A 23,897-nucleotide genomic window follows, 5' to 3' on the forward strand; every position below is an offset into this window, starting at 1 on the left:
CTACTCGAAGCGCTCGACCTGCTGCGGGACCCCCTGGGTTGCGCGAGGAAATAAGCGAAGCGCCGAGCGCAAGGCACCCGCTGCGCGGCCGTCCGCAGGACGGTTGAGCCGGGGAGCGGGCACTCATGATCCAACGGACAGCAGCAAAAAAAGCAAGAAATGCGTCCATTCAACACCCTGCAGGCAGCTAAGGGGAGAGGGATCTCGAGCCTGAGGGGAGGCGCGGGCACGGCTGTTTCATCCCTTCCGGGTGACGGCACCAGGCGGGGGGATAGTTCTAGCGTTGAAGGTACCCGGAAGGACCACGCCCAGGCGAAGCGAAGTGAGCGATGTCCGCCCTGAAAAAGCACGCTGCTGCCACGGCCGAGTCGCGAGCCCTCCTCGTCGGCAGCGCGGGATTCCTGATCCTCGGCGGGGTCGCAGTCCTGCTCATCGGCCGGGAACCCGTGCCCCTGTCAGGGCGGGGCTCCGTGGGCGACATCGCTGCGCTGGGGACAGCATTCCTCGGCTTTGCCGCTGTGGTGGCCGGTTCCCTGCAACGTCCGGAGCCTGACCTCCCGCCGGCTCCCGCGGAGGGACGGACGCGCAGGATCATTGACATCGCCGCGCTCGCGCTGGCCCATGCCAGCATCTTCCTGCTCAGCTGGCTGGCACTGTTCTCCCTTTTCCAGCGGGCGTTCGTGGGGGCCGTCCTGTACCCGCTGGCCGGTGCAATCATTGTCGGAACCACTGGAGCCATCAGTGTGTACATCGCCTACCTCTCGGCAATCACCATGAACGCATACCGGCTCGCCGGGCTCCTTGCCGTCTTCCTCGTCACCGGTGTACTCACGAGCATGCTCACCGCAGAAGACCCCCAGTGGTGGCAGGAACACCTCAGCGCCCTCGGCGCGAGCTCCGATGTCTCCGGGGCGGCGTTCAACGTCACGCTGATCGTCGCAGGCGTCGTGGTCACCACTCTCGCCGGATACGCGACGAAGACCCTCAAGACGACGGCGGACACCGCGCCCGCCCGCCGCCGGGTGCGCCTGCTGGAAGGAGGCATCGTCCTGATCGGCGTGCTCCTCGCCTGCGTGGGACTGCTGCCCGTCGATGAGCTCTTCGTCCTTCACACCATCGCCGCCTCGGGCATGATGGTCGTGTTTGGGACCCTCGTCGTCCGCATCCGGTCCCTCGTCCCCGCGATCCCAGCGGCTTTCACCTCGCTGGGATGGCTTTTCCTGGCGGTTATCGGCTTCGCCGTATTGATGTACTTCCCCTTTGCCTACTACAACCTCACCGCGGTGGAGCTTATTGCGTCCTCTCTGGTCTTCGCATGGCTGATCGTCCTGATCCGCAATCTGGCCGCCGTCGACGCAGACCAGTGGGGGGCGACATCCGGGTTCTGACGGTCGGCCACTCAAGAAAATAGCCGGCCGCCGCCCGACCCGCGGCCCCTCGTCAGCTTTCTGGAACTGCTTTGGTGAGCGGCCGGTGGCGCGCCTCTGCGCACGAGGGTAATGCCGGCGCCGACTACTCCTACACATTGCGGAGTATCGCTAGGGGTCGAAGACACGTGCGAATAAAATCGTGGTATGGCGCTTGCAGTGATGGACCCGACCGAGGAGACGGACACGTCTCTGGCCGAGGTGCGCGCCGTGCTGCAAGACATTGCTGACCGCTTTGTGGCGGAAGCGCCGATGCTGTCCAACCGGGATCTGGCCAACAGAGTAGCGGCGGTCGAGGACGTTTCGAAGACCTTGGAATACCTGCAGGCGGCGGGTGCGCATGCCGTGGAGTGCGCTGACCTCGCCGCCGACGGGGAATCCACCGCACACGCGGCAGCCTTCGCCGATGATTGCGCCCCGGGGAGCGCGGGGGAGTGGGCCAATCCGGCTGCAGCCATCACCGCGGGCGGAGGAGAGCCCTCCGGGAGCCCTGCTGGCGCCGGCGGCTCTGACGTCCCTGGGCCGGAGAAGCCGCAGCGTCGCCGCAAGACCGAATTCCGGAATAATGCCGAGTACCTGCGCTCGCGGCTGGGGATCGGCATCGTCGAAGCACGCCGGCGGCTGCGAGTAGGCAAGGCCGTGAGCGCCCGGGTCACGCTGGGCGGCGAGGCCGGTGCACCAGATCTGCCCGTACTGGCAGAAGCCATGGCCCGTGGGGACGTCAGCGGCCAAGCCGCGGCCGTCATTGCCGATTCCCTCGGCCGGGCCAGTCACGCCGCTGATCGCGGCACGTTGGAGGCAATGGAAGCCTCGCTGGTCACCCAGGCCATTGAAAGCGACGCTGACACGCTGGGGATGGTCGCCAAAACTTGGGAAACGGCCGTGGACCAGGACGGCGCCGAACCGTCCGAAGAGGAGCTGCGGGCACGGCAGGGCATGTTCTACCGCGGACGACGGCGGGGCTTGCACCAGTTCGTCATCAACACCACTGACGACCAGTACGAACTCCTGGCCACGGTGATGAACAGCGCCGCGAACCCCCGCATCCGCCCGGAAGCCATCGAAGCGGCAGCAATCAACCCGGGTCAGGCAGCTATCGATGAAACCGGCGCCACTAGAACAGACAACGGGGACGCAGGCTCAGCCGCACACACAGCCACAGAATGTGAAGAACCAGCTGCCGCCGCTGCACCAGAAGATGAGCTATCGGGCGCCTCCAAGGTTGAAGGCACTCGCGGTACCGCATCCGGAGGCGCCGGCACCCTCGCAGAAGGAGCCGGCGATGAGGGCCACGATTCCGAAGGCAGGGGGCCCGAGGGCGAGGTCCCAGAAGGCGCTGACTCCGAAGGGATGGCTCCCGAGGAGGCGGATCCCGTGGTCCTAACGGGTCTTGATCAGTTCACCCGGGCGCAGAAGCTTCTGGCCGGCCTGATCGGTGCCTGCCGTATTGCCCTGAACGTTGACAAGCTTCCCGACGCCGGCGGGCTGCGCACGCAGATGATCGTTACCAGCGGTTATGAACAACTCGCCGGGCTGGTCGCGGGCGGCGGCAGCGCCGTCTACAACGGGTCGCTCTCGGCTAAAACGGTGCGCCGGATGGCCTGTGACGCCGAAATCATTCCCGCGGTCCTCGGTTCCAAGGGTGAGGTTTTGGATCTGGGCAGAGCCCAACGCTTTTTCAGCCGGGCGATCCGCAAGGCGCTGATAGCGCGGGACAAAGGCTGTGCCTTCCCCGGCTGCAGCATGCCGGCTCTGTGGACCGAGGCACACCACATTGTGCCCTGGTGGGCCGGCGGCCGGACCGACGTCAACAACGGAGTCTGCCTCTGCGGCCTGCACCACGACCTGATCGAGCAAGGCAACTGGGTAATCAACGTCCTCGAAGGCATCCCCTGGTTCACTCCACCGAACTACATCGATCCGCGCCGCAAACCACTGCGAAACGCCTACTGGCAAACCCAGATTCCGGCCGCTCCGCCACGGGCCACGAACGGGACGGCCACGGGAGCAAGCCGCACGGTGAGGTGAATCCGGGCGGCGCCAATCTGAAAGGCTGTGCGTTCTTGTACCGGTCAGGCCGTGCATTCTCGAACCGGCAGCTATTGCTCTATTCTGCTGCAGGCTGCACCTTTAGCCGAGCCTGAGCCCTCCGGCGGGGGCTTCACTGGCGGTGGCGGATGGAGAAGGTGTCAGCGTCAGCAGCACTGCTTCCGGGCGGCATGCGAACCGGATCGGAGCCAGCCGGGACGTTCCCAAACCTGCGGAGACGTTCAACGGGACGCTGCGCCCTTGATGATCCCAGTAGGTCAGGCCGCGGGCGCGCCAGGTCGGCAGATCGCAGTTGCTGATCAAGGCCCCGTAACCGGGCAGGCAGACTTGGCCTCCGTGGGTATGTCCAGCCAAGATCAAATCGGCGTTCCCGGCGGTGAACTGGTCCAGCACACGCTGGTACGGTGCGTGGGTCACGGCGATGCGCAGATGGGCTGCACTGTCTGCGGAGCTGGACCCGTTGGGAAAGCCCACGTACCGGTCCCGCTGTAAGTGCGGATCGTCCACGCCGGTGAAGTCCAAGCGGACTCGGCCCACCACCAACGACTGGTTCCGGTTGGTCAAATCGATCCAACCGGCGGTGCCGAAAGCGGCGTGCATTTCGCGCCACGGCAGCTCCCGGGAACCGTAGTCCTCGGGCTGTTTCGACGGCCCGGTGAGGTAGGAGAGCGGGTTTTTCATCACCGGGGCGTAGTAGTCGTTGGAACCGGGAACGAATACCCCCGGCACGTCCATCAGCGGAGCCAACGAGTCCAGCAGGGGCTTCACGGCTTGGCGGTGGCTGAGGTTGTCGCCGGTGTTGACCACCAGGTCAGGTTCCAGGGCAACCAGTCGCCGCAGCCACTTCTGTTTGAGCGACTGCCCGGGAGACATATGGATGTCAGCCAGGTGCAGGATCTTCAACGGCCGCTGCCCGGCCGGCAGGATGGGCAGGGTTTCTTCACGGAGCCCGAAGAGGTTGCGCTCAATGACTGAGCCGTAAACGAGCGCGGCCCCGCCCGCGGCAGCAGCCCCAAGGGCCAGCTTGCCTGCGGTGCGGAGCCGTGCTCGCAGCGCGTTAGCGTCCACGGTCAGTCGTCGTTCCCGTTACGGTTTCCATTCCCGCCACCGTTGTCGGAGCCGCCGCCGTTGCCGTTGTCCGAGCCGCCGGAGTCGTTGTCGGAGTCACCGCCGCCGTCGTTATCGCCGGAATCCGAGTCCCGCTTGTTGTCGGTCTCGACCTTCTTGGGCTGCGGCGGATAGAGCATGCTGCTGGGTGCGGAGCCGAAGCCACCGGTCTTGTACAAGCCCGCGACCTTCTCCATGTAGTCGGTCCACTGGCCGCCGGCGATGGTCGCGCCGTCAACATAGCTGCGGGTCACGCCGTTAATCGGGATGTTGTTGATCGACTTATAAGCGTGCGGGTTGCCCACCCAGGAAGCGGTGGAGATGCCCTTGGTGTAGCCCACGGTCCAGGTGTACTCGGACTTGTCCGTGGTGCCGGTCTTGGCTGCGGAGGGAACACCGATCGGGTGGATGCCTCCGAGCCGCAGGTTGACCAGGTTTTCCAGCGGGACGCTGATGGCAGCGGCGACGTCTTTGGAGATCGCCCGGTCACAGGACTTCTTCGGGACCTTGTACTTGTTGCCCGCGGCGTCCTTGACGGAGGCCAGCGCGATCGGCTTGCAGTACACACCTTCATTGGCGAAGGCCGCGAACGAGGCGGCCATCGTCATCGGCGAAACGTTGGTGGTGCCGATGATGAAGGACGGGTGCTCGATGCTGATCGGCTCTTTGTCCGTCGCCGTGCGTACCCCGAGGCGGGTCGCCGCGTCCTGAATGTCGCACAGGTCCAACTGCGCGGCCATCGCGGCGGTGGCGGAGTTGATCGACCAGGTCAGGCCCTGGCTGGCGGTCATGCTGCGCTCGTAGCCGGGCAGGGCGTTCTGGAAGTCCCACTCGCTGAACCACGCGTCCGGCGGCAGGCAGCTGGCCTGCCAGTTGTACTGGGCCGGGTACATGGTGCGGCGCGCATCGACCGATGCATTGAGCGCCTTGCCCGCTTCCAGCCAGGCGACGGTGGTGTAGGGCTTCATCGTGGAGCCGGGCTGCCAGCCGTTGCCGCCGCCCATGTCAGCGTCAACGTTGTAATTCAGCTCCGTGTTTGCCGCCCCGTCTTCGGGGCTGTATTTGGTGTTCTGCGCCATCATCAGGATCTTGCCGGTGCCCGGCTCGACCGACACCATGGAAGAACCAACACCGGACTTATCGCCCTTCGGGACTTCCTGCTCGATCTGCTTCTGGGCTTCCTTCTGGAGGCGGGAGTCGAGCGTGGTCTTGATGGTCAGGCCGCCGCGGGCCAGCAGCTTGGCGCGTTCGGTGGAGTCCTTCCCGAAGGCGTCCGACTGCATGATCGCGTGCTGGACGTAGCTGCAGAAGTAATCGGCGAAGTTGGCCGCCACACAGCCGGAACGGACGGGCTTGAGATTGAGGTCCAAGTCGGTGGCAACGGCTTCGTCGTATTCCGCCTTCGTGATCTTGCCGGCGCTGAGCATGGCCGCCAGCACGGTGTTGCGCCGCTCCAGCGTGGCCTCCGGGTTGTTCACCGGGTTGAAGTAGTTCGGCGACTGCACCATGCCGGCCAGCATGGCCGACTGCGGAATGGTCAGCTTCGCGGCGGAGACGCCGAAGAAGGTTTTGGCAGCGGCTTCGATCCCGTACACCTGGCCGCTGAACAGCACAATGTTCAGGTAGCCCTGCAGGATCTCTTCCTTGCTGAATTCCTTTTCGACGGCGATGGCCAGCTTGGCCTCGCGGAGCTTGTCGCCAATGTCCTTGGTGCCGCTGATGGTCAGCTCGTCGGCGCCCTTGCCCTCGGACGCGCCGGCGTCGATGAGCACGTTGTTCACGTACTGCATGGTCAGGGTGGACGCTCCCTGCAGATCGCCGCCCGCCAAGTTGGTCACAGCTGCGCGCATGATGCCCTGCGGGTCCACGCCGTTGTGCTCGAAGAAGCGCACGTCCTCGATCGAGGTGATGGCGTTCTGCATATGCGGGGAAACCTTGTCCAGACTGACCGGGACGCGGTTTTCGGCGTAGAACGTAGCGATCAGTTTGCCGTCGGAGGACAGGATCCGCGACGGCTGGGACAGCGGCTGCGTCTGCAGTTCGTCCGGCAACTGGTCGAAGTACTCGATCGAGGAGGTTGCTCCGACACCGGCTACGGCAGCGGCCGGGACCAGCAGTCCCGCGGCGAGCACGCCACAGAGCGCACTGATACCCAGGAAGCCAACGATCTTGCCGAGGGTGGTCGCAGTGTCGAAGAAAGGGGATTTGCGAGCGGCCATGGGGTCCACTTTACAAGCAAGCGCTAGGCTTTCATTCATGACCAAATGGGAATACGCGACAATTCCGCTCATTATCCACGCGACCAAGCAGATTCTTGACCAGTGGGGCGACGACGGCTGGGAGCTCGTCCAGGTGTTCCCGGGCCCGAACGGGACCAACCCGGTGGCCTATTTGAAGAGGGAGAAGCAGTAGCCATGAGCGGAACGACCGAAGCCCGGATGTCCGCCGTCGAAGAGCGGCTCGCCGGCCTGGGCCTTTCCGTACCGGAGGTCGCAGCCCCGGTGGCCGCCTACGTGCCGGCGGTAGTCACCGGAAACTACGTCTACACCTCCGGGCAGCTGCCGTTTATCAAGGGAGAACTGCCGGCTGCGGGCAAGGTGGGCGATGGCGCCGGCCTAGTCAGCGCCGAGGAGGCCAAGAAACTGGCTGCGACCGCCGCGGTGAATGCGCTGGCAGCGGTCAAGAGCGTCATCGGAGACTTGGACCGGATCACGCGGATCGTGAAGGTTGTGGGTTTCGTCGCGTCCGATCCCGCTTTCACCGGCCAGCCCGGCGTGATCAACGGGGCATCCGAGCTGCTTGGACAAGTCCTCGGCGACGCCGGCGCCCACGCGCGCTCCGCCGTCGGCGTGGCAGTGCTGCCGTTGGATTCGCCGGTTGAGGTAGAACTGATTGCCGAATTCAGCTAGTCCGCTTCGCGAGGAGCAGCGGCTGTTCCCAGTGGCTCCGGACCAGCTGGGGGCGGCCCACAGTTGGTTCGAGCACGGGGAACGCTCACCGCGGAAGCCGCGCTTGGCGTCCTCCGTGGTCCTGGTCCGGGATGGGGCAGCCGGCACGGAAACCTACCTCGGTTACCGCTCCGGATCCTCTCCGTTGGGCACTGTGGCGTTTCCCGGCGGAAGCGTGGAAGATGCCGACGGTGAGCCGGTTACCTGGTTCGGGCCGTCGCCGGCCAAGTGGGCCGAGTCGATGGGGCTCGACGACCATCGGGTTGCCCAGGGCCATGTGGTGGCCGCCATCCGCGAGCTGTTCGAGGAAACCGGCGTGCTGCTGGCCGGCCCGGACGAGTCCAGCCTGCCGGAATCGACCTCCGGCGCCGACTGGATGCGTACCCGCGAGGCCGTGGCCGGACAGGAAAAGACATTCGCCGAGGCACTTTCCCGGCGTGGGCTGGGCGTGCGCACTGATTTGCTCAAGCCGCTGTCCAACTGGCTGAGCCCGGATTTCGCCCACCGCCGCTTCGATACGCGCTATTTCGCTGCCGCCCAGCCCGCCAACCAACGGCCGTCGCTGCTGGAAAGCAAGGGTGTGTGGGCCGCCTGGCTGTCGGCGCAGGAGCTGATGGCGGGGCGGGACACCACGGCGTTGGGCGATCTGGTGGACCAGCCGGACACCCGGGGACTGACCTTCAGCGAGGCGACCTCGCCGGCGGTAGAGATCATCGTCGAGAAGATCGCGTCGGCCCGCGGCTGCATTGCCTACCTCTCGCACAAGCGTCCGCAGCGGGTCTACCACCCGGAGCTGGTGCTGGTGGATGGCGTGCCCATGCTGCAGGTTGTGGCCAGCGCTGCTGCCGAGGGCGGGGCCGTTCAGCGGGGTCGCTGAGCGAACTGTCCAACACCACGCAGGAAGTACGACGGCGGGGGCCCACCTCATGGTGAGCCCCCGCCGTCGTACTTTTTTTATTGGAAAATCAGCGGGAACGCTGGCGCAGACGCTGGATGTCCAGGATGACCACGGCGCGTGCTTCCAGGCGCAGCCAGCCGCGCTGGACGAACTCGGCCAGGGCCTTGTTCACGGTTTCGCGGGAGGCTCCCACCAGCTGGGCCAGCTCTTCCTGGGTCAGCTCGTGCGCCACCAGGATGCCGTCCGTGGCCGGGCGGCCGAAGCGGTCGGCCAGGTCCAGCAGAGCCTTGGCCACACGGCCCGGAACGTCGGAGAAGACAAGATCGGCCAACGAGTCATTGGTGCGGCGGAGGCGGCGGGCCAAGGCCTGCAGCAGCTGCGCCGAGACTTCCGGACGGGTCTCCAGCAAGCCGCGCAGGTTCTCGTTCTTCAGGCCGGCCAGACGGGTTTCGGAGACAGCCGTTGCCGAAGTGCTGCGCGGGCTCGGGTCGAACAGGGCCATTTCGCCAAAGAGTTCGCCCGGGCCCAGGATGGCCACCAGGTTTTCGCGGCCGTCGTTGGCAGTGCGGCCCAGCTTGATCTTGCCGGAGACGATGAAATAGAGCTGGTCGCCTTGGTCACCTTCGCGGAACACCGAAGCGCCGCGGGACAGGTCGACCTCGGTCAACTCGTCGGTCAGCGCTGCAAACACGTCGTCGTCAAGGGTGGCAAAAAGAGGTGCGCGGCGAAGGATCTCTACGTCCATGAATTCTCCAATTTAGTACTGTTCGGCGTCTGTCAGGCTGCTCTCCCGTGGGGGCACTGGCTTCCATTTTGCCGTATGTAAAGCGTTTGTGACATCTTCCACAAGGCTTTTCGCTCCCAGAGGACGGGAAAACCGGCGGCATCGTGGGCCGCGCAGGATCTACCGGAGTGCTCAACGGCCAGACCGGCTGAATAATTCCCACAGGTGAACGGCTTAGACTAGTGCACATCCGACCGCTACGGAGAATGTGTGATTTTCGGCCTGACCATTCTGGACATCGTCCTGCTTCTGATCCTCCTGTCCTACCTGATTTCAGGCCTGCGCAAGGGGTTCGTGGTCACGCTCGGCGGCATCATCGGCATCGTCGCCGGCGCCGTGGCTGCCTTCTTCGCGATCCCGCTGGTCAGCCAGTGGGTGCCTGACAGCGGATGGCGGCTGGCTGCAACCATCGCCGTGGCGGTGTTGTTGGTGGTCTTGGGACATGCCCTCGGATCCGGAATCGGCGCCGGCATCCGACGGCGGATGGACTTCCCGCCGCTGCGGCCGGTGGACCGTTTGCTGGGCGGTGCCATGAACCTGGGCGTGACCGCGCTGGTGATGTCCATGCTGGCGTTCAGCCTGGGCACCATGGGCGTGCCCTTCATTTCCCAGCAGATCGCTGGGTCCAAGGTGATCGCGACCATCGAGCACCTCACCCCGAATCCTGTGAAAGCCTGGGCTGCCCAGGTGCGTTCCGCCGTGGTGGCCGACGGCATCCCGCTGGTGCTCGATCCGCAGGCACCGCGGGAACCGGCGCAGGTCCCCGACACCAGTACGGACACCGCGGCGCTGAACCAGGCATCGGCCTCGGTGCTCCGGATCGCCGGAACCGCCTTCCAATGCGGACAGAACCAGACGGGTTCGGGCTTTGCGGTGGCGCCGAACCGGGTGATGACCAACGCGCACGTAGTGGCCGGCGTCAATGAACCAGTAGTGGAGATCCCGGACGGACGGGTGCTGCCCGGCCGAGTGGTGTTCTTCGACGCGGTGCGCGACCTGGCGGTGCTGGCCGTGGACGACTTGAACGTTCGGCCGCTGCCATTGGGCGGCGAACTGTCCGAAGGCGACTTCGCTGCCTTCCAGGGCTATCCTGCCGGTGGCCCTTTCCAGAGCAACCCCGCCACCGTCCAAGGCCGGTCCCAGGTGCTGGTCCAGAACATCTACGGTGCGGACCCGTCCTCGCTTCAGGTGTACACGCTGGCCGCGGACGTGAAGCAAGGCAACTCGGGCGGCCCGCTGCTGGACGCCGACGGCAATGTTGCCGGTGTGGTGTTCGCGAAGTCCACCCAGAACGTGCCGGTGGGTTATGCGCTGACGCTGGAAGAGGTCCAGCCGGTTGTGGACGCGGCACCTGGCTACCAGGAGACCATCTCCGCCGGCCAGTGCGTGACCCGCTAGGGCCTATCCGCTAGAGGACCTCGGCGAGGTATTCGACCGCCAGCCGGTAACCGGCAATTCCGGCGCCCGCTATCACGGCGTCGGCCACGCCGGAAATGTAGGAGTGGTGGCGGAACTGTTCGCGCTTGTGGATGTTGGTGATGTGAACTTCCACCACCGGCAGTGCCACACCGGAGAGCGCGTCGCGGAGGGCCACGGAGGTATGGCTGTACCCGCCCGGGTTGATGATGATCGCATCGGCTGTGTCCCGGGCAGCGTGGACCGCATCGATCAGCGCACCTTCGTGATTGGACTGCACGCACTCGGTGCTCCAGCCATGCGCCGTTGCGGCCTCGGTGGCGAGTTTCTCCACGTCCGCCAGTGTTGCGGTGCCGTACACCTGTGGCTCGCGCGTGCCGAGCAGGTTCAGGTTCGGTCCGTTCAGGACCAGAAGGCGGCGGGATCCGGGAGTGTCTGCAGTCATGCCCTTACTATGCCTCAATCCCGCCGCAGGCGAGGTCTCCTGTTACGCGTGGCCGGGCCGAGCGCAGGCACGCCGGGGGCTTCCCGCCGGGACAGTCAGCGGGCAGCCCCCGGCGCGTTGCCGGGGGCTGGCGTCAGCCTTTCAGCGACGCGGCGATCTGCTGCATGACGGTGTTGTCGGCCAGGGTGGTGGCGTCGCCGACTTCGCGTCCTTCGGCCACGTCCTTGAGCAGCCTGCGCATGATCTTGCCGGAGCGGGTCTTGGGCAGTTCCGGCACCACCAGGATGGTGCGCGGCTTCGCGATCGGACCGATCTCCTTGCCCACGTGGTTGCGCAGCGTGGCGACGACGTCCGGGTCTTCCGCCGCATCGCCGCGCAGGATGACGAAGGCCACGACGGCTTCGCCGGTGGTTTCGTCCTTCGCTCCGACGACGGCGGCTTCGGCAACCGCAGGGTGGGAAACGAGGGCTGATTCGATCTCGGTGGTGGAGAGCCGGTGGCCGGAGACATTCATGACGTCGTCCACCCGGCCGAGCAGCCAGATGTCGCCGTCGTCGTCCTTCTTGGCGCCGTCGCCGGCGAAGTACATGTTCTCGAACCGGGACCAGTAGGTTTCCTTGAATCGTTCCGGGTCGCCCCAGATGCCGCGCAACATGGCCGGCCACGGCTCACGGATCACCAGGTAACCGCCGTGGCCGTCCGGGACGGAGGCGCCGAGTTCGTCCACCACGTCCACGGCGATGCCGGGCACGGCGACCTGGGCGGAGCCGGGCTTGGTGGCGGTGACGCCGGGCAGCGGGGCGATCATGTGTGCGCCGGTCTCGGTCTGCCACCAGGTGTCCACGATGGGGGCCTTGTCGCCGCCGATGACGCGCCGGTACCACATCCAGGCTTCGGGGTTGATGGGCTCGCCCACGGATCCGAGCACGCGGATGGAGGACAGGTCGTACTTGGCGGGGATGTGGTCGCCCCACTTCATCATGGTGCGGATTGCGGTCGGCGCGGTGTAGAGGATGGAGACCTTGTACTTCTCCACGATCTCCCACCAGCGGCCCTGGTGCGGGGAATCGGGGGTGCCCTCGTACATGACCTGGGTGCCGCCGTTGATCAGCGGGGCATAGGTGACGTAGGAGTGGCCGGTGACCCAGCCGATGTCCGCAGTGCACCAGAAGACGTCGGTTTCCGGTTTCAGGTCGAAGACAACCTTGTGCGTGTAGGCAGCCTGGGTGAGGTAGCCACCGGTGGTGTGCAGGATGCCCTTGGGCTTGCCGGTGGTGCCGGAGGTGTAGAGGATGAACAGCGGGTGCTCTGCGTCGTGCGGCACGGGGGTGTGTTCCGCGGATGCGGTCTGCACGGTGTCTTCCCACCACTGGTCGCGGCCTTCGTGCCAGTCCACCGGTTCGCCGTTGCGCTTGACCACCACCACGTTCGAGACGGTGTGGCCGGGGGCGGAGAGTGCCTCGTCCACGGCCGGCTTCAGCGCGGAGGGTTTGCCGCGGCGCCAGGTGCCGTCTGCGGTCACCACCAGCTTCGCCTCGGCGTCGTCGATCCGGGAACGCAGCGCATCGGCGGAGAAGCCGCCGAAGACCACTGAATGCACGGCGCCGATCCTGGCGCAGGCGAGCATGGTGATCACCGCTTCGGGGATCATCGGCAGGTAGACGGCGACACGGTCGCCCTTGGACACGCCGAGGGACTCGAACGCGTTCGCGGCCTTCTTCACTTCCTCGGTCAACTGCGCGTAGGTGTAGGTTCGGGTGTCGCCGGGTTCACCCTCGAAATGGATGGCTACCCGGTCACCCAGTCCGTTCTCCACGTGCCGGTCCAATGCGTTGTAGGCCGCGTTCAACTCGCCGCCGACAAACCACTTGGCGAAGGGCGCCTCGGACCAGTCCAAGGCCTGAGTGAAGTCGGTGTCCCAAGACAGTACGTCGCGGGCCTGCTTGGCCCAGAAAGCCGGCCGGTCAGCCTCGGCCTCCGCATAGACACCCGGCTTGGCCACCGCTGCCTCGGCGAATTCAGCGCTGGGCGCAAACTTACGGTTCTCTTGGAGCAGATTCTCCAAAGCATCGCCGGCGGCGGTGGAAGTATGCGTTCCGTTGGCTTCAGACATATGAAGGCCCCTTCGTTTTGCTGTGGTCGTTGGCGTGCACCGGCTTTGGTCTGCCGGGCGCATCTGCTGCTTTTCAGCCTAATCCTTTGTGCGCCTTCCGCAGTGTCGACCGTCACAATGCTCGATGCAAAAGGTCTCAAATCTGCGCCGAGCGGCACCAGCAAGTGCGTTCGACGGCGGTGATCCGGCTAGTGAAGGGTGGGTTCCTTGACTACGCTGAGACCAGCGCCAGAACGTTGCACGGTGGGCTGGGCCCGCTCTGCAACCGCAACGACCCGGAGGATCGACGATGTCACAGAGCTCCCAGACCCACGGCACTGCAGGAACTGCGGTGGCCGGGCCCTTCACCGCGCGAGACCTGGTGGTGGGCATCGGCGTCATCCTGCTGTTTCTCTCCTCAGTGCTGCCGCTGGAAGTGCTCCGCGGCATCGGTGTGAACCTGTGGAACTCGGCGGGACTGTTCCAGCTGGCGCTTGGCATCCTGCTGCCTGCCGTGGTGCTGGTGCTCTTTGTGGTGCGCCGTTTGGCGCCGCAGACGCCGCTGCGGATCGGATCCTTGTCCGTTGACCAGTTTGCCTCCGTGGTGGCATCTCTGGCGTTGGCCTTCTACTTCCTGACCATTGTCACGGTCTACAGCGTCAGCGGAATCATTGGGTTCATCGGCGCGCTGGTGCTCTTCGCCGGGACCGTCTGTGCACGATGGATCCCGCAATTGGCCGCAGATTTTGTGGGGCGCCCCGAGACGCCGGCCCACCCCGTGGCGCGCGATGCCGTTCCGGCCGCACCCAGGCCGAAGGCGCCGCAGCCTGCCGCGCAGCGCCCGGGCGTCGCGGCAGCCGAGTACGGGTCGGACTCTGCCGGCCAGCATCAAACTGTTTCGGCCGGCGCAACCGGTGTCTATGGCTCCGCAGCCCAGGCAGCAGCGGGCTGGGACCAAAGCGGCGCGCAACAGCCGTCCACCGGCCAGTTTGCCGCGCCGTCCGGCAACGGAGCCGCCGGTGTGGCCGGTGCTGCCGCAGCTGCCCACGCAACACAAGCGTCGACATCAGATATAGACGCCTCGACGCACACCACGGGGCGGGAAACCGCTGCCAGCCCGGCCTCCGTGCAGCAGGCCACAGAACTTGAAACCGACGATTCCGTTGCGCCGGGCGCCGCAGACGGGGAGGCCGTAGGCATCCCGGTAACCGAGGACTCGAGCGGTTCGTCGACCACACGGGCCGGTGCCCTCGCGGCGGGCGGCGTTGCCCGCGATGTGGGGTACTCCGCCAAAACGGTGGTGGGCAGCCCTACCCCGTCCTCCGACGGCCAGCGGATCCCGGAGCCGACCGGAGCGGGCGGCGCCGAGGCCCAGGCGCGGGACAACGACGGGGCCCAGTCCCGCGGCGGCGACCCGCAGGCGGAAACGGCCGTCCCGCTCGGCGGAGCGGTTGGCGGGGCCGCTGCCGAGCCGGCCGGTGCCGGCGGGGCTGCTGCCGGGCCGGCCGGTGCCGGCGGGGCTACCGCCGCCGAGCCGGCCGCGGCCCGGACCGGCGCGACTCGTGCCGACGCCGTCCCGGAAGCGGCGACCGCGGCCATGCCGTCCGTCGCATCGAACTCCGCCGGCCGCACCGCGGCTGAGGCTGCCTCCGCGTCGTCTCCGATCAGCGCCACGCGTGAACCCTACGAGGAAGCCGAGGAAGAGTACGAAGCCTTCTGGTTTGCCGTCGGACGCACCCGACCGGTCCTGGACGAGAACACCGGGCAGGTCATGTTCACTGTCGAGCCGGGGTCATGGATCCTGGCGCTGCAGGACCGCGGGGACGAGTTCCTGGTCCAGCACACGGACGGCAGGGTGGGGGTCCTCAGGGACCTGACGAACATTGAGCGCGCCTGACAAGGCGCCGGCAACCCGCCGGCGCAAGACTGAAGAATCGCTGTTGGCACGCAAGCGCCGGGCCCGGCGGATCAACAAGGAACTCGCCGAACACTACCCCTATGCGGTGGCCGAGCTCGATTTCAGCACTCCCTTCGAGCTGCTGGTGGCCACCATCTTGTCCGCGCAGACCACCGATGTCCGGGTCAACATGACCACACCGGTGCTCTTCGCTCGCTATCCTGACGCCCGCGCGCTCGCCGAGGCAGACGAGACGGAACTGCAGGAACTGATCAAGCCCACCGGGTTCTTCCGTGCCAAGAGCCAGAGCTTGCTCAAGATGGCCGGCCAGATCGTCGATGAGTTTGACGGCGAGGTCCCGGGCAAGCTGGATGACCTGGTCAAGCTCGCCGGCGTAGGACGCAAGACCGCCAACGTGGTGCTGGGCAATGCCTTTGGCATCCCGGGCATCACCGTGGACACGCACTTCCTCAGGTTGTCGCGCCGTTTCGGCTGGACCGATTCTACCGATGCCGTCAAGGTGGAATTCGATGTGGCGGAGCTGTTCGACCCCAAGGACTGGACCATGCTTTCGCACCACGTGGTCTTTCACGGCCGCCGCGTGTGCCACGCCCGCAAACCGGCCTGCGGCGCCTGCCCGGTGGCGCAATGGTGTCCGGCCTATGGCGAAGGGGAAGTTGATCCGGAGAAGGCACGCAAACTGCTGAAGTACGAGCTGGCCCCAGGACGTGAAGAACTCCTGGCCCGGATGATGGCCGGTGAGACCCGCCGGGACCTCCGCGCCGCAGGCTATCCGCTGGGAGCCTGACCGTGAGCGCCAAAAAGGATCTGCAGCGGCTGATGGAGCTGCCGATGGAACAGCGGCTCTCCGTCCGTGAACGCGAGCGGTGGTACGACGTCGCCTTGGACGCGGAAGCGGTCAGACCGGCAGCGGTGCTCCTGCTCTTCGGTGCCCTTGACGATGCGCCGGGCCACTTTCACGAGTCCGCCGTCCCGGATGACCTTGACGTGCTCTTCGTGGAGCGGGCCGCCAATCTTTCTTCGCATCCCGGCCAGGTGGCCTTTCCCGGTGGTTCCATTGATCCCGAGGACGACGGCCCCGTCGCCGCTGCGGTGCGGGAAGCGGTGGAGGAAACCGGGCTGGACGCCGCCGGGGTCGAGGTTCTGGGAGTCCTGCCGGACATCCCGCTGTCGGTCAGCAACTTTCTGGTCACTCCGGTCCTTGCCTGGTGGGCTTCTCCCTCGCCGGTGGCAGTGGTGGATTTCGCCGAGTCCGCACAGGTCTTCCGGGTTCCGGTCGCGGACCTGCTGGATCCTGCCAACCGGCGCATGTCGGTGCTCCGGCGCCGCGGCCAGATCTTCCGCAGTCCGGCATTCCTGGTCCACGGAGTGGTGGTTTGGGGCTTTACCGCGATCCTGCTGAGCCATCTTTTTGATGATCTGGGCTGGACTTTGGCATGGGACACCTCCCAAGAGATCCCGGCCCCGGTCGCTCCGCTCCCGGAAGACGACTGACGATATCCCGGACACCTAGCGTGGGCGGTTCCGGGCGGGGCGGGGGAGTCGTCGCGGGTGGCGCGACTGGCCGCGGAGTAGGGCCGGCGGACGACCGGAAGGGATCCGCTGGTCCGGCAGTGGCCTCTGTACGAGGCAGCGGCGTGCGTCTGGGCTGCGGCACAGGTGAGGGTAGGGTCCCCGGGCGAGGTGCCCGGGCTGGCGCGGGTCCGGGGTGTGGTGCCGGAGTTGACGCGGGTTCCGGACGCGGTGAGGTTGGCGCGGGTCCGGGCCGCGGCGCTGGCGAGTGATTGTCCCGTGCCGGCGGCACGGCACGGCCGCCGCCCAGGACTTGATTCAACCAGGAATCCTTCGACGACAGCGTCCACGCGCTGTCTGCCCGCTGTGCCCAGTTATAGGCCGTGAAAACGGAGAAAACGAACGGCACCAACCTGCCCGGCCTGAGGACGGAAGTCACAGGGTTCACAGCGGGCAGCGGGGAGAAGAGCCGCGGCGCCAGGTGCGCCGTGAGCCGACGTTGGGCGGTCTGGCCAGCAAGCTGCAGGACCAGGCTTTCCGGTCCGGCGGCCAACACGCCGAGGACGGAGTCTCCGTGGCGGCGCGCCAGCGCCCGGGCCGCCGCCATGTTCGGGGAGGCCAAGGCCAGCTTTGCGCGGGTGGAGGCCATGACAACCCCGCGGGCTGCGATAGCGGTGGAGGAAGCCGCGATCCCGCGCAGACGGTGTGACGCGGCGGCGATCCGTGCCATCGCCGCGGCACTGGTTCCCGCGGCCCTCGCGCACGCAGCCCCCAGCGCGCCGACCACCGAACGGAAAATGGAGGCCGCTGCAGCTAGCCGCGCAGCACCGGCGGCACCGGAAATAAAGACCGAGAGGCCCGCGCTGACCGGCGCCAGCGCCAGACTCACGCCCAGCGTCAGGGCGACGTCGCGGGTGAACGCGGTGGCCTCCTCAACCAGTTGGCGATGCGCCAGTTCCACCGCCCCGGCATAGTCATTGCATCCCTCGGCGAGGGCGTCACAACCGTCCGCCACCATGGACGCGCAGCTCATGAGTTCGCCGTGTGCCTCGAGGAGCAGCAGCACATCCGTCCCGCGAAGGCCCGACAGCGCGCGCGTCGCCGCTCCTTCTGCGGCGGCCGCATGTGTCCTGGTCTCCCGGCCGATCTCCTGCCAGACGCCGGCAATGCCTCGCACCGCGGCGGCGTCGCCGGACGGCCACTGCACCCCGGCGGCGTCGGCGATCAGCTGGCCTAGTTCCGGAAGCAGCGGAAACGTGCCACCAACGGCTGACGCCGGCAGGGGAAGACAGCGCTGGCCGTGCGGGGGAGCCGGTTGTTCGAAGGCTGCCGGGGATCCCGTGGCTGCTTGTTCCGCGAACCGGTAGAGCGCCGCGGCGCACTGCGTGGAGCAGCGGAGCCGGCCGTAGGCGCCGGCAAGTCCTTCAACCCCGCGCAGCAGGAGCGCTGCGTCCCGGTCGTAGGCCTGTCCCCACAATGAAGCATCGGCCTCCCATCCCGACATTCCGGCGCCCGCGCCCAACCGCCCGTTTGCCGATTCCCGCACGTCCTCGTAGCCCGTGGCCGCCGTTCCCGCTGCCGCTGCGGACTGCTCCAAGGCGGCTGTATCAATGGCGAGCACTCCCATCGGCATCCCTCCTCCAGCGCCGCCGACCGGCAGCCGCGCCGCCGAGGGGCACAACGCTACGGTGTGAGGAGGAGACCGGCCATGGCAAAGGTCCGCGTTGTGGATAACCTTCCACCCCGAGCGGTCCGGAGGATTTACTTGGCGTCGGCGTAGGAATCCACGACGGCAACGCTGACCGGGAACTCCACGGGGATCCGGCCGAAGACCAGGCGGGTGGCCGCCGCGGCCGATTCTTCGACCAGCCGGCGGGCGATGTCCGCCCGGTCTTCGTAGACATGCAGCATGACTTCGTCGTGCAGGAAGAAGACCATGTCCCCCACAAAGGTGCCCTCGGCAGCGCAGGCGCGCAACCGGCGTCGTAATTCAGCCAGCCAGCACAGTGCCCACTCCGCAGCGGTGGACTGCACCACGAAGTTGCGGGTGAAGCGGCCGCGGCTGCGGGCCAATCCATCGGCCCGTCGTTGCTCTTCCGCTGTGGTGGTTCGTTGCGAGGCCAGCCACCGGTCGGACGGCGGAGGGCAGCTGCGGCCAAGGTAACTGCTGACCACCTGGCCAGCTTCGCCGGCCCGGGCCGCACGTTCGACCACCGCGATGGCCTGCGGATAAGTGCGTGTGAGCTGGGGCATCAGCCGGCCGGATTCACCGGTGGTCGCCCCGTACATGGCACCCAGCATAGCGATCTTGGCCTTGGCCCGCTCACCGGCGAAGCCCGCGTCGGCAATGCCCTGGTAGAGGTCTTTACCCCGCCCCGCCGCGGCCAACGCGGAGTCTCGTGCCAGTGCGGCCAACACCCGGGGTTCCAATTGAGCTGCGTCGGCGACCAGGAGCTTGCGGCCGGGATCGGGACGGACGGCATCCCTGATCTGGCCGGGTATCTGCAGGGCACCGCCGCCGCGCGACGCCCAACGCCCGGTGACCACGCCGCCCACGACGTACTCGGTCCTGAATCGGCCGTCCCGGACCCAGGCATCGAGCCACGCCCAGCCGTTCGTCGTGAACAGCCGGGAGAGCTTGCGGTACTGCAGCAGCGGTTCGATTGCGGGATGGGAATGCTCCTTCAGTTCCCAGGAACTGGTGGTCTTGACCTCGATGCCGGCCCGGTGCAGGGCACGGATGAGCTGCTGCGGGGAGTCCGGGCTGAAGCTGGGATTGGCCAACTCCCTGGCCGAGTTTGGCGGCGAGATCCTCCAGCTTTTCCGGCCGCTGGCCTTCCCTCGGCCGCTCACCCAAGTGGGTAGACAGGATGCCGAGGTGGATGTCCTCGTTCCACGGCACGCCGGAGTGCTCCATTTCGGTAGCGATCAAAGCGCCGGCTGATTCGGCCGCCAGCAGCAGCTGCAGCCGAGCGCGCTGCGGCGAGGCAGCGACAGCGGCCAGCTGGTCCTGCAATTCGGCCACTATGTCTTCCAACGCCGTCCCGGTGGCTCGTGGCTCGTCGAAGAGAGTGAACTGATCCGGGGACTGCTGCAGCGGCGGCAGGTGGCGGGGGAGTTCATCATCCTGGTGCGCCACCGGCTCCTCCCGGAGCGCGCGGATGTATTCGGTATCCGGGGCGTAGACGGACAGCGCCAGGATGCTGCGGACCAACGTTAGATCGTGGCTCCGGTCCACGCCCGACCCGGCGGCGAGCAGCGGCAGATAAGCGTCGCGGGTGGATTCGAACACCCAGCGAGGTGCCTCTGCATCCAAGCCGCGGACCGTCTCTGCCAGTTTTCCGGCGGGCACGACGGCGGGTGGCCCGGCGGGTGTGCCCTGCGCGTCGGTGCGCTGCAGATAGGCTTCGGGTTCCGTCCCTGCGGGCACGGGAATGTTCCGAGCTGCGGAGGCCAGGACGATGTACACGCCTCAATTCTCCCCTGACCTGTCCTCCACATAGGCACGGCAGGCCGCCGCCGTACACATCGGCCGGCGCTCCGGTCCGGCACCTGCCGGCTCACGGAAGGATCGGAGCATGCCAAGACACCACACGGTCAACGAACGGATGCCCTGGAGACCGGCGGAAGCGACCGACGTCGTGCTCCTGGGCGGGACAGACCGGTTGCGTGATGAAATCGCCCGCATTGCTGCGGCGGCGGGGCTGGCACTTCGCGCCGAGCCCTCGAGGGACGCGCCGGTGACCGCTGCCGGAGCCACCCCGGTGCTGCTGGGAACCGGCTATGCCCGGGTACCGCGGACCACTGCGGAAGTCATCGTGGTCGGCTTCATCGATGAGGCGCCCGCACTCTGGGACCTGGCGGCCTCAACCGGTGCGGGCCGGGTCGCAGTGCTGCCCGACGGCGCGGCGTGGCTGGCCGAATACTTGAGCCGGACCTGGCGGCGGGAAACCGCAGGGAAGCTGGTTGCCGTGCACGGGGCCAGCGGCGGAGTGGGGACGTCGGCGCTGGCCGGATGGTTGGCCGCCACGGCGGCACAGTCCGGAACGGCCACGGTGCTGGTGGACGGGGACCCGCTGGGCGGCGGACTCTCCTCGGCGCTGGGTGCCGCCGATGTTCCTGGACTGGTCTGGCCGGATTTGGCGGAGGTGCAGGGGACGGTGAACCCGGTGCAACTGGCGGCGTCGCTGCCCGCGATCGCCGGCTTCTCGCTGCTGTCCTGGCCGGGGACCGGGGAAGCAAACCTGCCGGAGATACCGGCGGTCGAAACTGCCGCGGCGGTCATGGCAGCCGCCTCGGGCGCTTTTGCTTTGGTGGTGATCGACGCCGGACGGCTGCGGACCGGGCGTGAGGTTGGGCCGCCGGCAGACGACATCGTTGTGCTGACCAGAGCAGACTGCCGCTCCCGCCGGGCCGCCGCGTCTGCGGTCAGGGCCGCAGCAGGCACCGGCGCCACTGTCCATGTGGTGGTCAGGGGGCCGTTGCCGGCGGGGACCGACGAACAACTCATTGCCGATGGGCTGGGTGCGCCGCTGGCCGGGTATCTGCCGCATCTTCGGGCTGTGCCGGCGGGCCAGCGCGACGGACGGCTGCCGGAGTTCGCCTCCAACCGGCGGATCCGGTCGTTGTGCGCCAGCTTGCTGGAGCGGCTGGAAATCGGACACACATCGGGGCGGCGGCCTTGAACGGCGTTGGTCGGGGGCGCCGGGCAGCACCGGTCGGGACCCCCGGGATCAGCCTGGAACCCTTCCGCAGCGCAGTGTTGTCGGACCCGTCGCCGGTGACGGGGGTACGACTGGCGGCGGCGGTCCAGTCGAGCGGACGGCTGTTGGGAACTGCCGGCACGCTGCAGGCGGTCGATTCCCTGACCGCGGAGTTGCGCGGGCTCGGGCCCCTGCAGCAGCTGGCCGATGCCCAGGTGACGGACATTCTGGTGAACGGCCCGCACGACGTCTGGACCGACGGCGACGGAGGCCTGCGTCGGGCCGAAGTCGCTTTCGGCAGCGATGCGGACGTGCGGGCACTGGCCGTACGTTTGGTTGCGGCCGGCGGTCGCAGGCTCGACGACGGAAATCCGTGCGCGGATGTACACCTCGCGGGCTACCGGGTCCATGCCGTGCTGCCGCCGGTTTCCACCGGCGGCACACTGCTGTCGATCCGTCTCCACCGGCCGCGCCGCTTCACGCTTTCGGAACTGCTCGTGTCCGCCCCGCAGTGGCAGCCTTACCTTGAAGCCATCGTGATCCAGCGCCTGAATTTCCTGATCTGTGGAGCAACCGGATCCGGCAAGACCACGATGCTGGCGGCCATGCTGGGCAGCGTTTCCCCGCAGGAACGGATGGTCTTGGTCGAGGACGCTGCCGAACTGAATCCGGGGCACCCGCATGTGGTGGGCCTGCAGAGCCGGACCAGCAATGTCGAGGGCACCGGGTCGGTCGGCATGGCGGAGCTGGTCCGGCAGGCCCTGCGCATGCGCCCGGACCGGCTGGTGGTCGGAGAGTGCCGAGGCGCGGAAGTCCGGGAATTTCTGGCGGCGATGAACACCGGCCACGCCGGTGCCGGGGGCACGATCCACGCGAATTCGGCGGCAGCCGTGCCGGCCCGGCTGGCTGCCATGGGGGCGCTCGCAGGGATGAACGCCGACGCGATTGCGCTGCAGGCCGCCAGCGCACTGGACCTGGTGATCTCGATGCAGCGGACGGAGGCAGGACGTTGCGTGCAGGAGGTCTGCCTGCTGCAGACCACTGATGCCGGACGTTTGCACACCATCATGGCTTTGACTGCAGCCGGAGCCGGAGCCGGAGCCGGAGCCGGCGTGAGGCATGGCCATGGCTGGGACGAGCTCCGCGGACGGTTGTTCCCATGACCGGGCTTTTCATTTTCCTGCTGACGGCGACCGCCTGCCTGCTGTTGGTGCCGTGGAGGCAGACCGGCCCACCGGACAAGGGCGAAGGCCCCGGGGGCACCCGGGGGCGGGCATTCAGCAACGGCAGGAGGCAACAGATCGCAGCGGCGCAAGTGGACCAGCTGCCGCTGTTCGTGCGGCAGCTGGCTGCGCTGCTGCGTTCGGGACGTGCTCCGGCCCAGCTGTGGCCGGACATGCTCGCGGTCTACGCCGTACCGGGACCCCTTACTGGGGATCCGCCGGGCAGCCGAAAACCGGACCTGACGGGACCAGCGCCCGGTGCGCCGGCGGAAGGGGAGGCGCTGTTGCTGCCCAGTCTTCAGGCGGCGGCCCAAGCCGCGGAACTGGGACTGGGTATCGGGCCGGTCCTGCGCCGGCCGCAGCCGGCCCGCGGCGGGCGGGTGGACGCTGCCGCCGCCGCAGCAGCGGAACGCATGTGGCGGGATCTGGCCTCCTGCTGGGAGGTGTCCGAAAGGACCGGGGCGCCGCTGGCGCTGCTGTTGGAGAACTATGCACGGCACCTGCAGGACCGGCTAGATGGCAGGGCAGGGCGCCGGACCGCGCTAGCGGGACCGAAGGCGACGGCCACCCTGCTCGGCTGGCTGCCGCTGCTGGGGCTCGGCCTCGGAACCGCCATGGGAGCCGACCCCGTCGGCACGCTGCTGCTGTCGGCGTCGGGGTGGCCGGTCCTCGTCAGCGGGGCAATGCTGATGATTGGTGCACGCCTCTGGTCGCGCGACCTTGTCCGCCGGGCCGCAGGACCGGATGCCCTGTGATCCCGGTCCTGACGGGCGCACTGCTCTTCGGCGCCGCCTTGTTGCTGTGGCCGGCACTGTCCGGAGCGGGTCCAACTGCCAGACGGCACACGAAAACAGGCCGTGGGGGTGAGGGTGAGAACGAAGCACCCGAAGATCCGGCGCTGCAGCTGGACCTGCTGGGAGCCATGCTGGCCGCGGGTTTGTCCCTGCCGCATGCCGTGGCTGCCCTTGCTGCCATCGCTCGCGGACCGCAGCAAACAGCTTTGCAACGGGTCGCCTCGGCGCTGTTGCTGGGCGTGGACTGGCAGGAGGCCTGGGCGCTCGGGGGACGGGGAAGCGGGCTGGACCTGCTCCGCGACTCACTACGCTTCGGTGCGGCCACGGGCGCTCCGTCTGCAGCGGTGCTCTTTGCCCAAGCTGACCAGCTGCGCCGGCGCCGTCGGCAGGAAGAACAGCAGCGCGCGGCTGCGCTTGGCACAAAACTCGTCCTCCCGCTGGGCCTGTGTGCCCTGCCCTCTTTCATCGCGCTGGGAGTTGTGCCGGTGCTGGTCGCCCTCGTGCCCCGAGTCTAAGCATTCCTCCACAGTGCAGCCGAGGCCGCATGTTGTGCACCAGCAGCAGATCGGCCCTGCCGGGTT

Annotated in this window: 18 protein-coding genes and 1 pseudogene; 13 read left to right on the forward strand and 6 right to left on the reverse strand. The window is 67.4% G+C overall.

Annotated features, from left to right (window positions below):
• Positions 1-329 precede the first annotated feature (329 nt).
• On the forward strand, positions 330-1,388 hold the full coding sequence (locus ACWF5H_RS04370) for a hypothetical protein (RefSeq protein WP_452035078.1): 1,059 nt from the start codon (positions 330-332) through the stop codon (positions 1,386-1,388).
• Positions 1,389-1,574: 186 nt separating this feature from the next.
• Entirely contained in the window at positions 1,575-3,455 is a 1,881-nt protein-coding gene (locus ACWF5H_RS04375) for a DUF222 domain-containing protein (protein ID WP_452035079.1), read from the forward strand.
• A 102-nt stretch (positions 3,456-3,557) separates the two neighbouring features.
• Here the strand turns inward: ACWF5H_RS04375 and ACWF5H_RS04380 are convergent, their stop codons facing one another.
• Both ACWF5H_RS04380 and ACWF5H_RS04385 read right to left on the reverse strand, forming a co-directional pair.
• Positions 3,558-4,544: a metallophosphoesterase gene (locus tag ACWF5H_RS04380; protein WP_452035080.1), complete on the reverse strand. Its 987-nt coding sequence runs from the start codon at positions 4,542-4,544 to the stop codon at positions 3,558-3,560.
• A gap of 2 nt (positions 4,545-4,546) precedes the next feature.
• Complete coding sequence (locus ACWF5H_RS04385) at positions 4,547-6,802, reverse strand: transglycosylase domain-containing protein (protein ID WP_452035081.1); 2,256 nt, start codon at positions 6,800-6,802, stop codon at positions 4,547-4,549.
• Between the two features lie 37 nt (positions 6,803-6,839).
• On the opposite strand from ACWF5H_RS04385, the gene ACWF5H_RS04390 reads away from it, so the two are divergent.
• Genes ACWF5H_RS04390 through ACWF5H_RS04400 form a run of 3 tightly spaced genes read left to right on the forward strand, consistent with a single transcriptional unit; the run spans position 6,840 to position 8,408 of the window.
• Entirely contained in the window at positions 6,840-6,995 is a 156-nt protein-coding gene (locus tag ACWF5H_RS04390; RefSeq protein WP_127512922.1) for a DUF4177 domain-containing protein, read from the forward strand.
• Between the two features lie 2 nt (positions 6,996-6,997).
• The gene (locus ACWF5H_RS04395; RefSeq protein WP_364643705.1) at positions 6,998-7,492 is read left to right on the forward strand and encodes a RidA family protein; all 495 of its coding nucleotides are present in this window, start codon (positions 6,998-7,000) and stop codon (positions 7,490-7,492) included.
• Positions 7,476-8,408 (forward strand): NUDIX hydrolase, encoded by a 933-nt coding sequence (locus ACWF5H_RS04400; protein ID WP_452035083.1) that lies wholly within the window; start codon positions 7,476-7,478, stop codon positions 8,406-8,408. Before ACWF5H_RS04395 ends, ACWF5H_RS04400 begins: the two co-directional genes overlap by 17 nt.
• Before the next feature lie 88 nt (positions 8,409-8,496).
• Here ACWF5H_RS04400 and ACWF5H_RS04405 read toward each other — a convergent pair whose 3' ends face one another.
• Complete coding sequence (locus tag ACWF5H_RS04405) at positions 8,497-9,174, reverse strand: Crp/Fnr family transcriptional regulator (RefSeq protein ID WP_127512919.1); 678 nt, start codon at positions 9,172-9,174, stop codon at positions 8,497-8,499.
• A gap of 252 nt (positions 9,175-9,426) precedes the next feature.
• Here ACWF5H_RS04405 and ACWF5H_RS04410 point away from each other — a divergent pair, with 252 nt between their 5' ends.
• Complete coding sequence (locus ACWF5H_RS04410) at positions 9,427-10,611, forward strand: MarP family serine protease (protein WP_452035356.1); 1,185 nt, start codon at positions 9,427-9,429, stop codon at positions 10,609-10,611.
• 10 nt (positions 10,612-10,621) lie between these two features.
• On the opposite strand, the gene aroQ is transcribed toward ACWF5H_RS04410, so the two are convergent.
• Positions 10,622-11,074, reverse strand: a complete 453-nt coding sequence (gene aroQ / locus ACWF5H_RS04415) for a type II 3-dehydroquinate dehydratase (protein ID WP_364643711.1) — start codon at positions 11,072-11,074, stop codon at positions 10,622-10,624.
• Positions 11,075-11,207: 133 nt separating this feature from the next.
• Complete coding sequence (acs, locus tag ACWF5H_RS04420) at positions 11,208-13,187, reverse strand: acetate--CoA ligase (protein WP_452035085.1); 1,980 nt, start codon at positions 13,185-13,187, stop codon at positions 11,208-11,210.
• Between the two features lie 289 nt (positions 13,188-13,476).
• On the opposite strand from acs, the gene ACWF5H_RS04425 reads away from it, so the two are divergent.
• From ACWF5H_RS04425 to ACWF5H_RS04435, 3 genes are read left to right on the forward strand one after another with little or no spacing between them, the layout of a single operon-like run.
• The gene (locus ACWF5H_RS04425; RefSeq protein WP_452035086.1) at positions 13,477-15,063 is read left to right on the forward strand and encodes a hypothetical protein; all 1,587 of its coding nucleotides are present in this window, start codon (positions 13,477-13,479) and stop codon (positions 15,061-15,063) included.
• A complete protein-coding gene (nth, locus tag ACWF5H_RS04430) occupies positions 15,050-15,871 on the forward strand; it encodes an endonuclease III (protein WP_452035087.1) in 822 nt (273 codons plus the stop codon). The genes ACWF5H_RS04425 and nth overlap by 14 nt, the downstream gene beginning before the upstream one ends.
• A gap of 2 nt (positions 15,872-15,873) precedes the next feature.
• Positions 15,874-16,578, forward strand: a complete 705-nt coding sequence (locus ACWF5H_RS04435) for an NUDIX hydrolase (RefSeq protein WP_452035088.1) — start codon at positions 15,874-15,876, stop codon at positions 16,576-16,578.
• A 1,779-nt stretch (positions 16,579-18,357) separates the two neighbouring features.
• On the opposite strand, the pseudogene ACWF5H_RS04440 reads toward ACWF5H_RS04435, so the two are convergent.
• Positions 18,358-20,032: pseudogene (locus tag ACWF5H_RS04440) on the reverse strand (bifunctional 3'-5' exonuclease/DNA polymerase).
• Positions 20,033-20,174: 142 nt separating this feature from the next.
• On the opposite strand from ACWF5H_RS04440, the gene ssd reads away from it, so the two are divergent.
• Genes ssd through ACWF5H_RS04460 form a run of 4 tightly spaced genes read left to right on the forward strand, consistent with a single transcriptional unit; the run spans position 20,175 to position 23,831 of the window.
• Complete coding sequence (gene ssd / locus ACWF5H_RS04445) at positions 20,175-21,281, forward strand: septum site-determining protein Ssd (RefSeq protein WP_452035089.1); 1,107 nt, start codon at positions 20,175-20,177, stop codon at positions 21,279-21,281.
• The gene (locus tag ACWF5H_RS04450; protein WP_452035090.1) at positions 21,224-22,462 is read left to right on the forward strand and encodes a TadA family conjugal transfer-associated ATPase; all 1,239 of its coding nucleotides are present in this window, start codon (positions 21,224-21,226) and stop codon (positions 22,460-22,462) included. Before ssd ends, ACWF5H_RS04450 begins: the two co-directional genes overlap by 58 nt.
• On the forward strand, positions 22,459-23,277 hold the full coding sequence (locus ACWF5H_RS04455; RefSeq protein WP_452035091.1) for a type II secretion system F family protein: 819 nt from the start codon (positions 22,459-22,461) through the stop codon (positions 23,275-23,277). The genes ACWF5H_RS04450 and ACWF5H_RS04455 overlap by 4 nt, the downstream gene beginning before the upstream one ends.
• The gene (locus ACWF5H_RS04460) at positions 23,274-23,831 is read left to right on the forward strand and encodes a type II secretion system F family protein (RefSeq protein ID WP_452035092.1); all 558 of its coding nucleotides are present in this window, start codon (positions 23,274-23,276) and stop codon (positions 23,829-23,831) included. Before ACWF5H_RS04455 ends, ACWF5H_RS04460 begins: the two co-directional genes overlap by 4 nt.
• Positions 23,832-23,897: the final 66 nt, after the last annotated feature.

The sequence above is a fragment of the Arthrobacter sp. NPDC055138 genome (assembly GCF_053607305.1).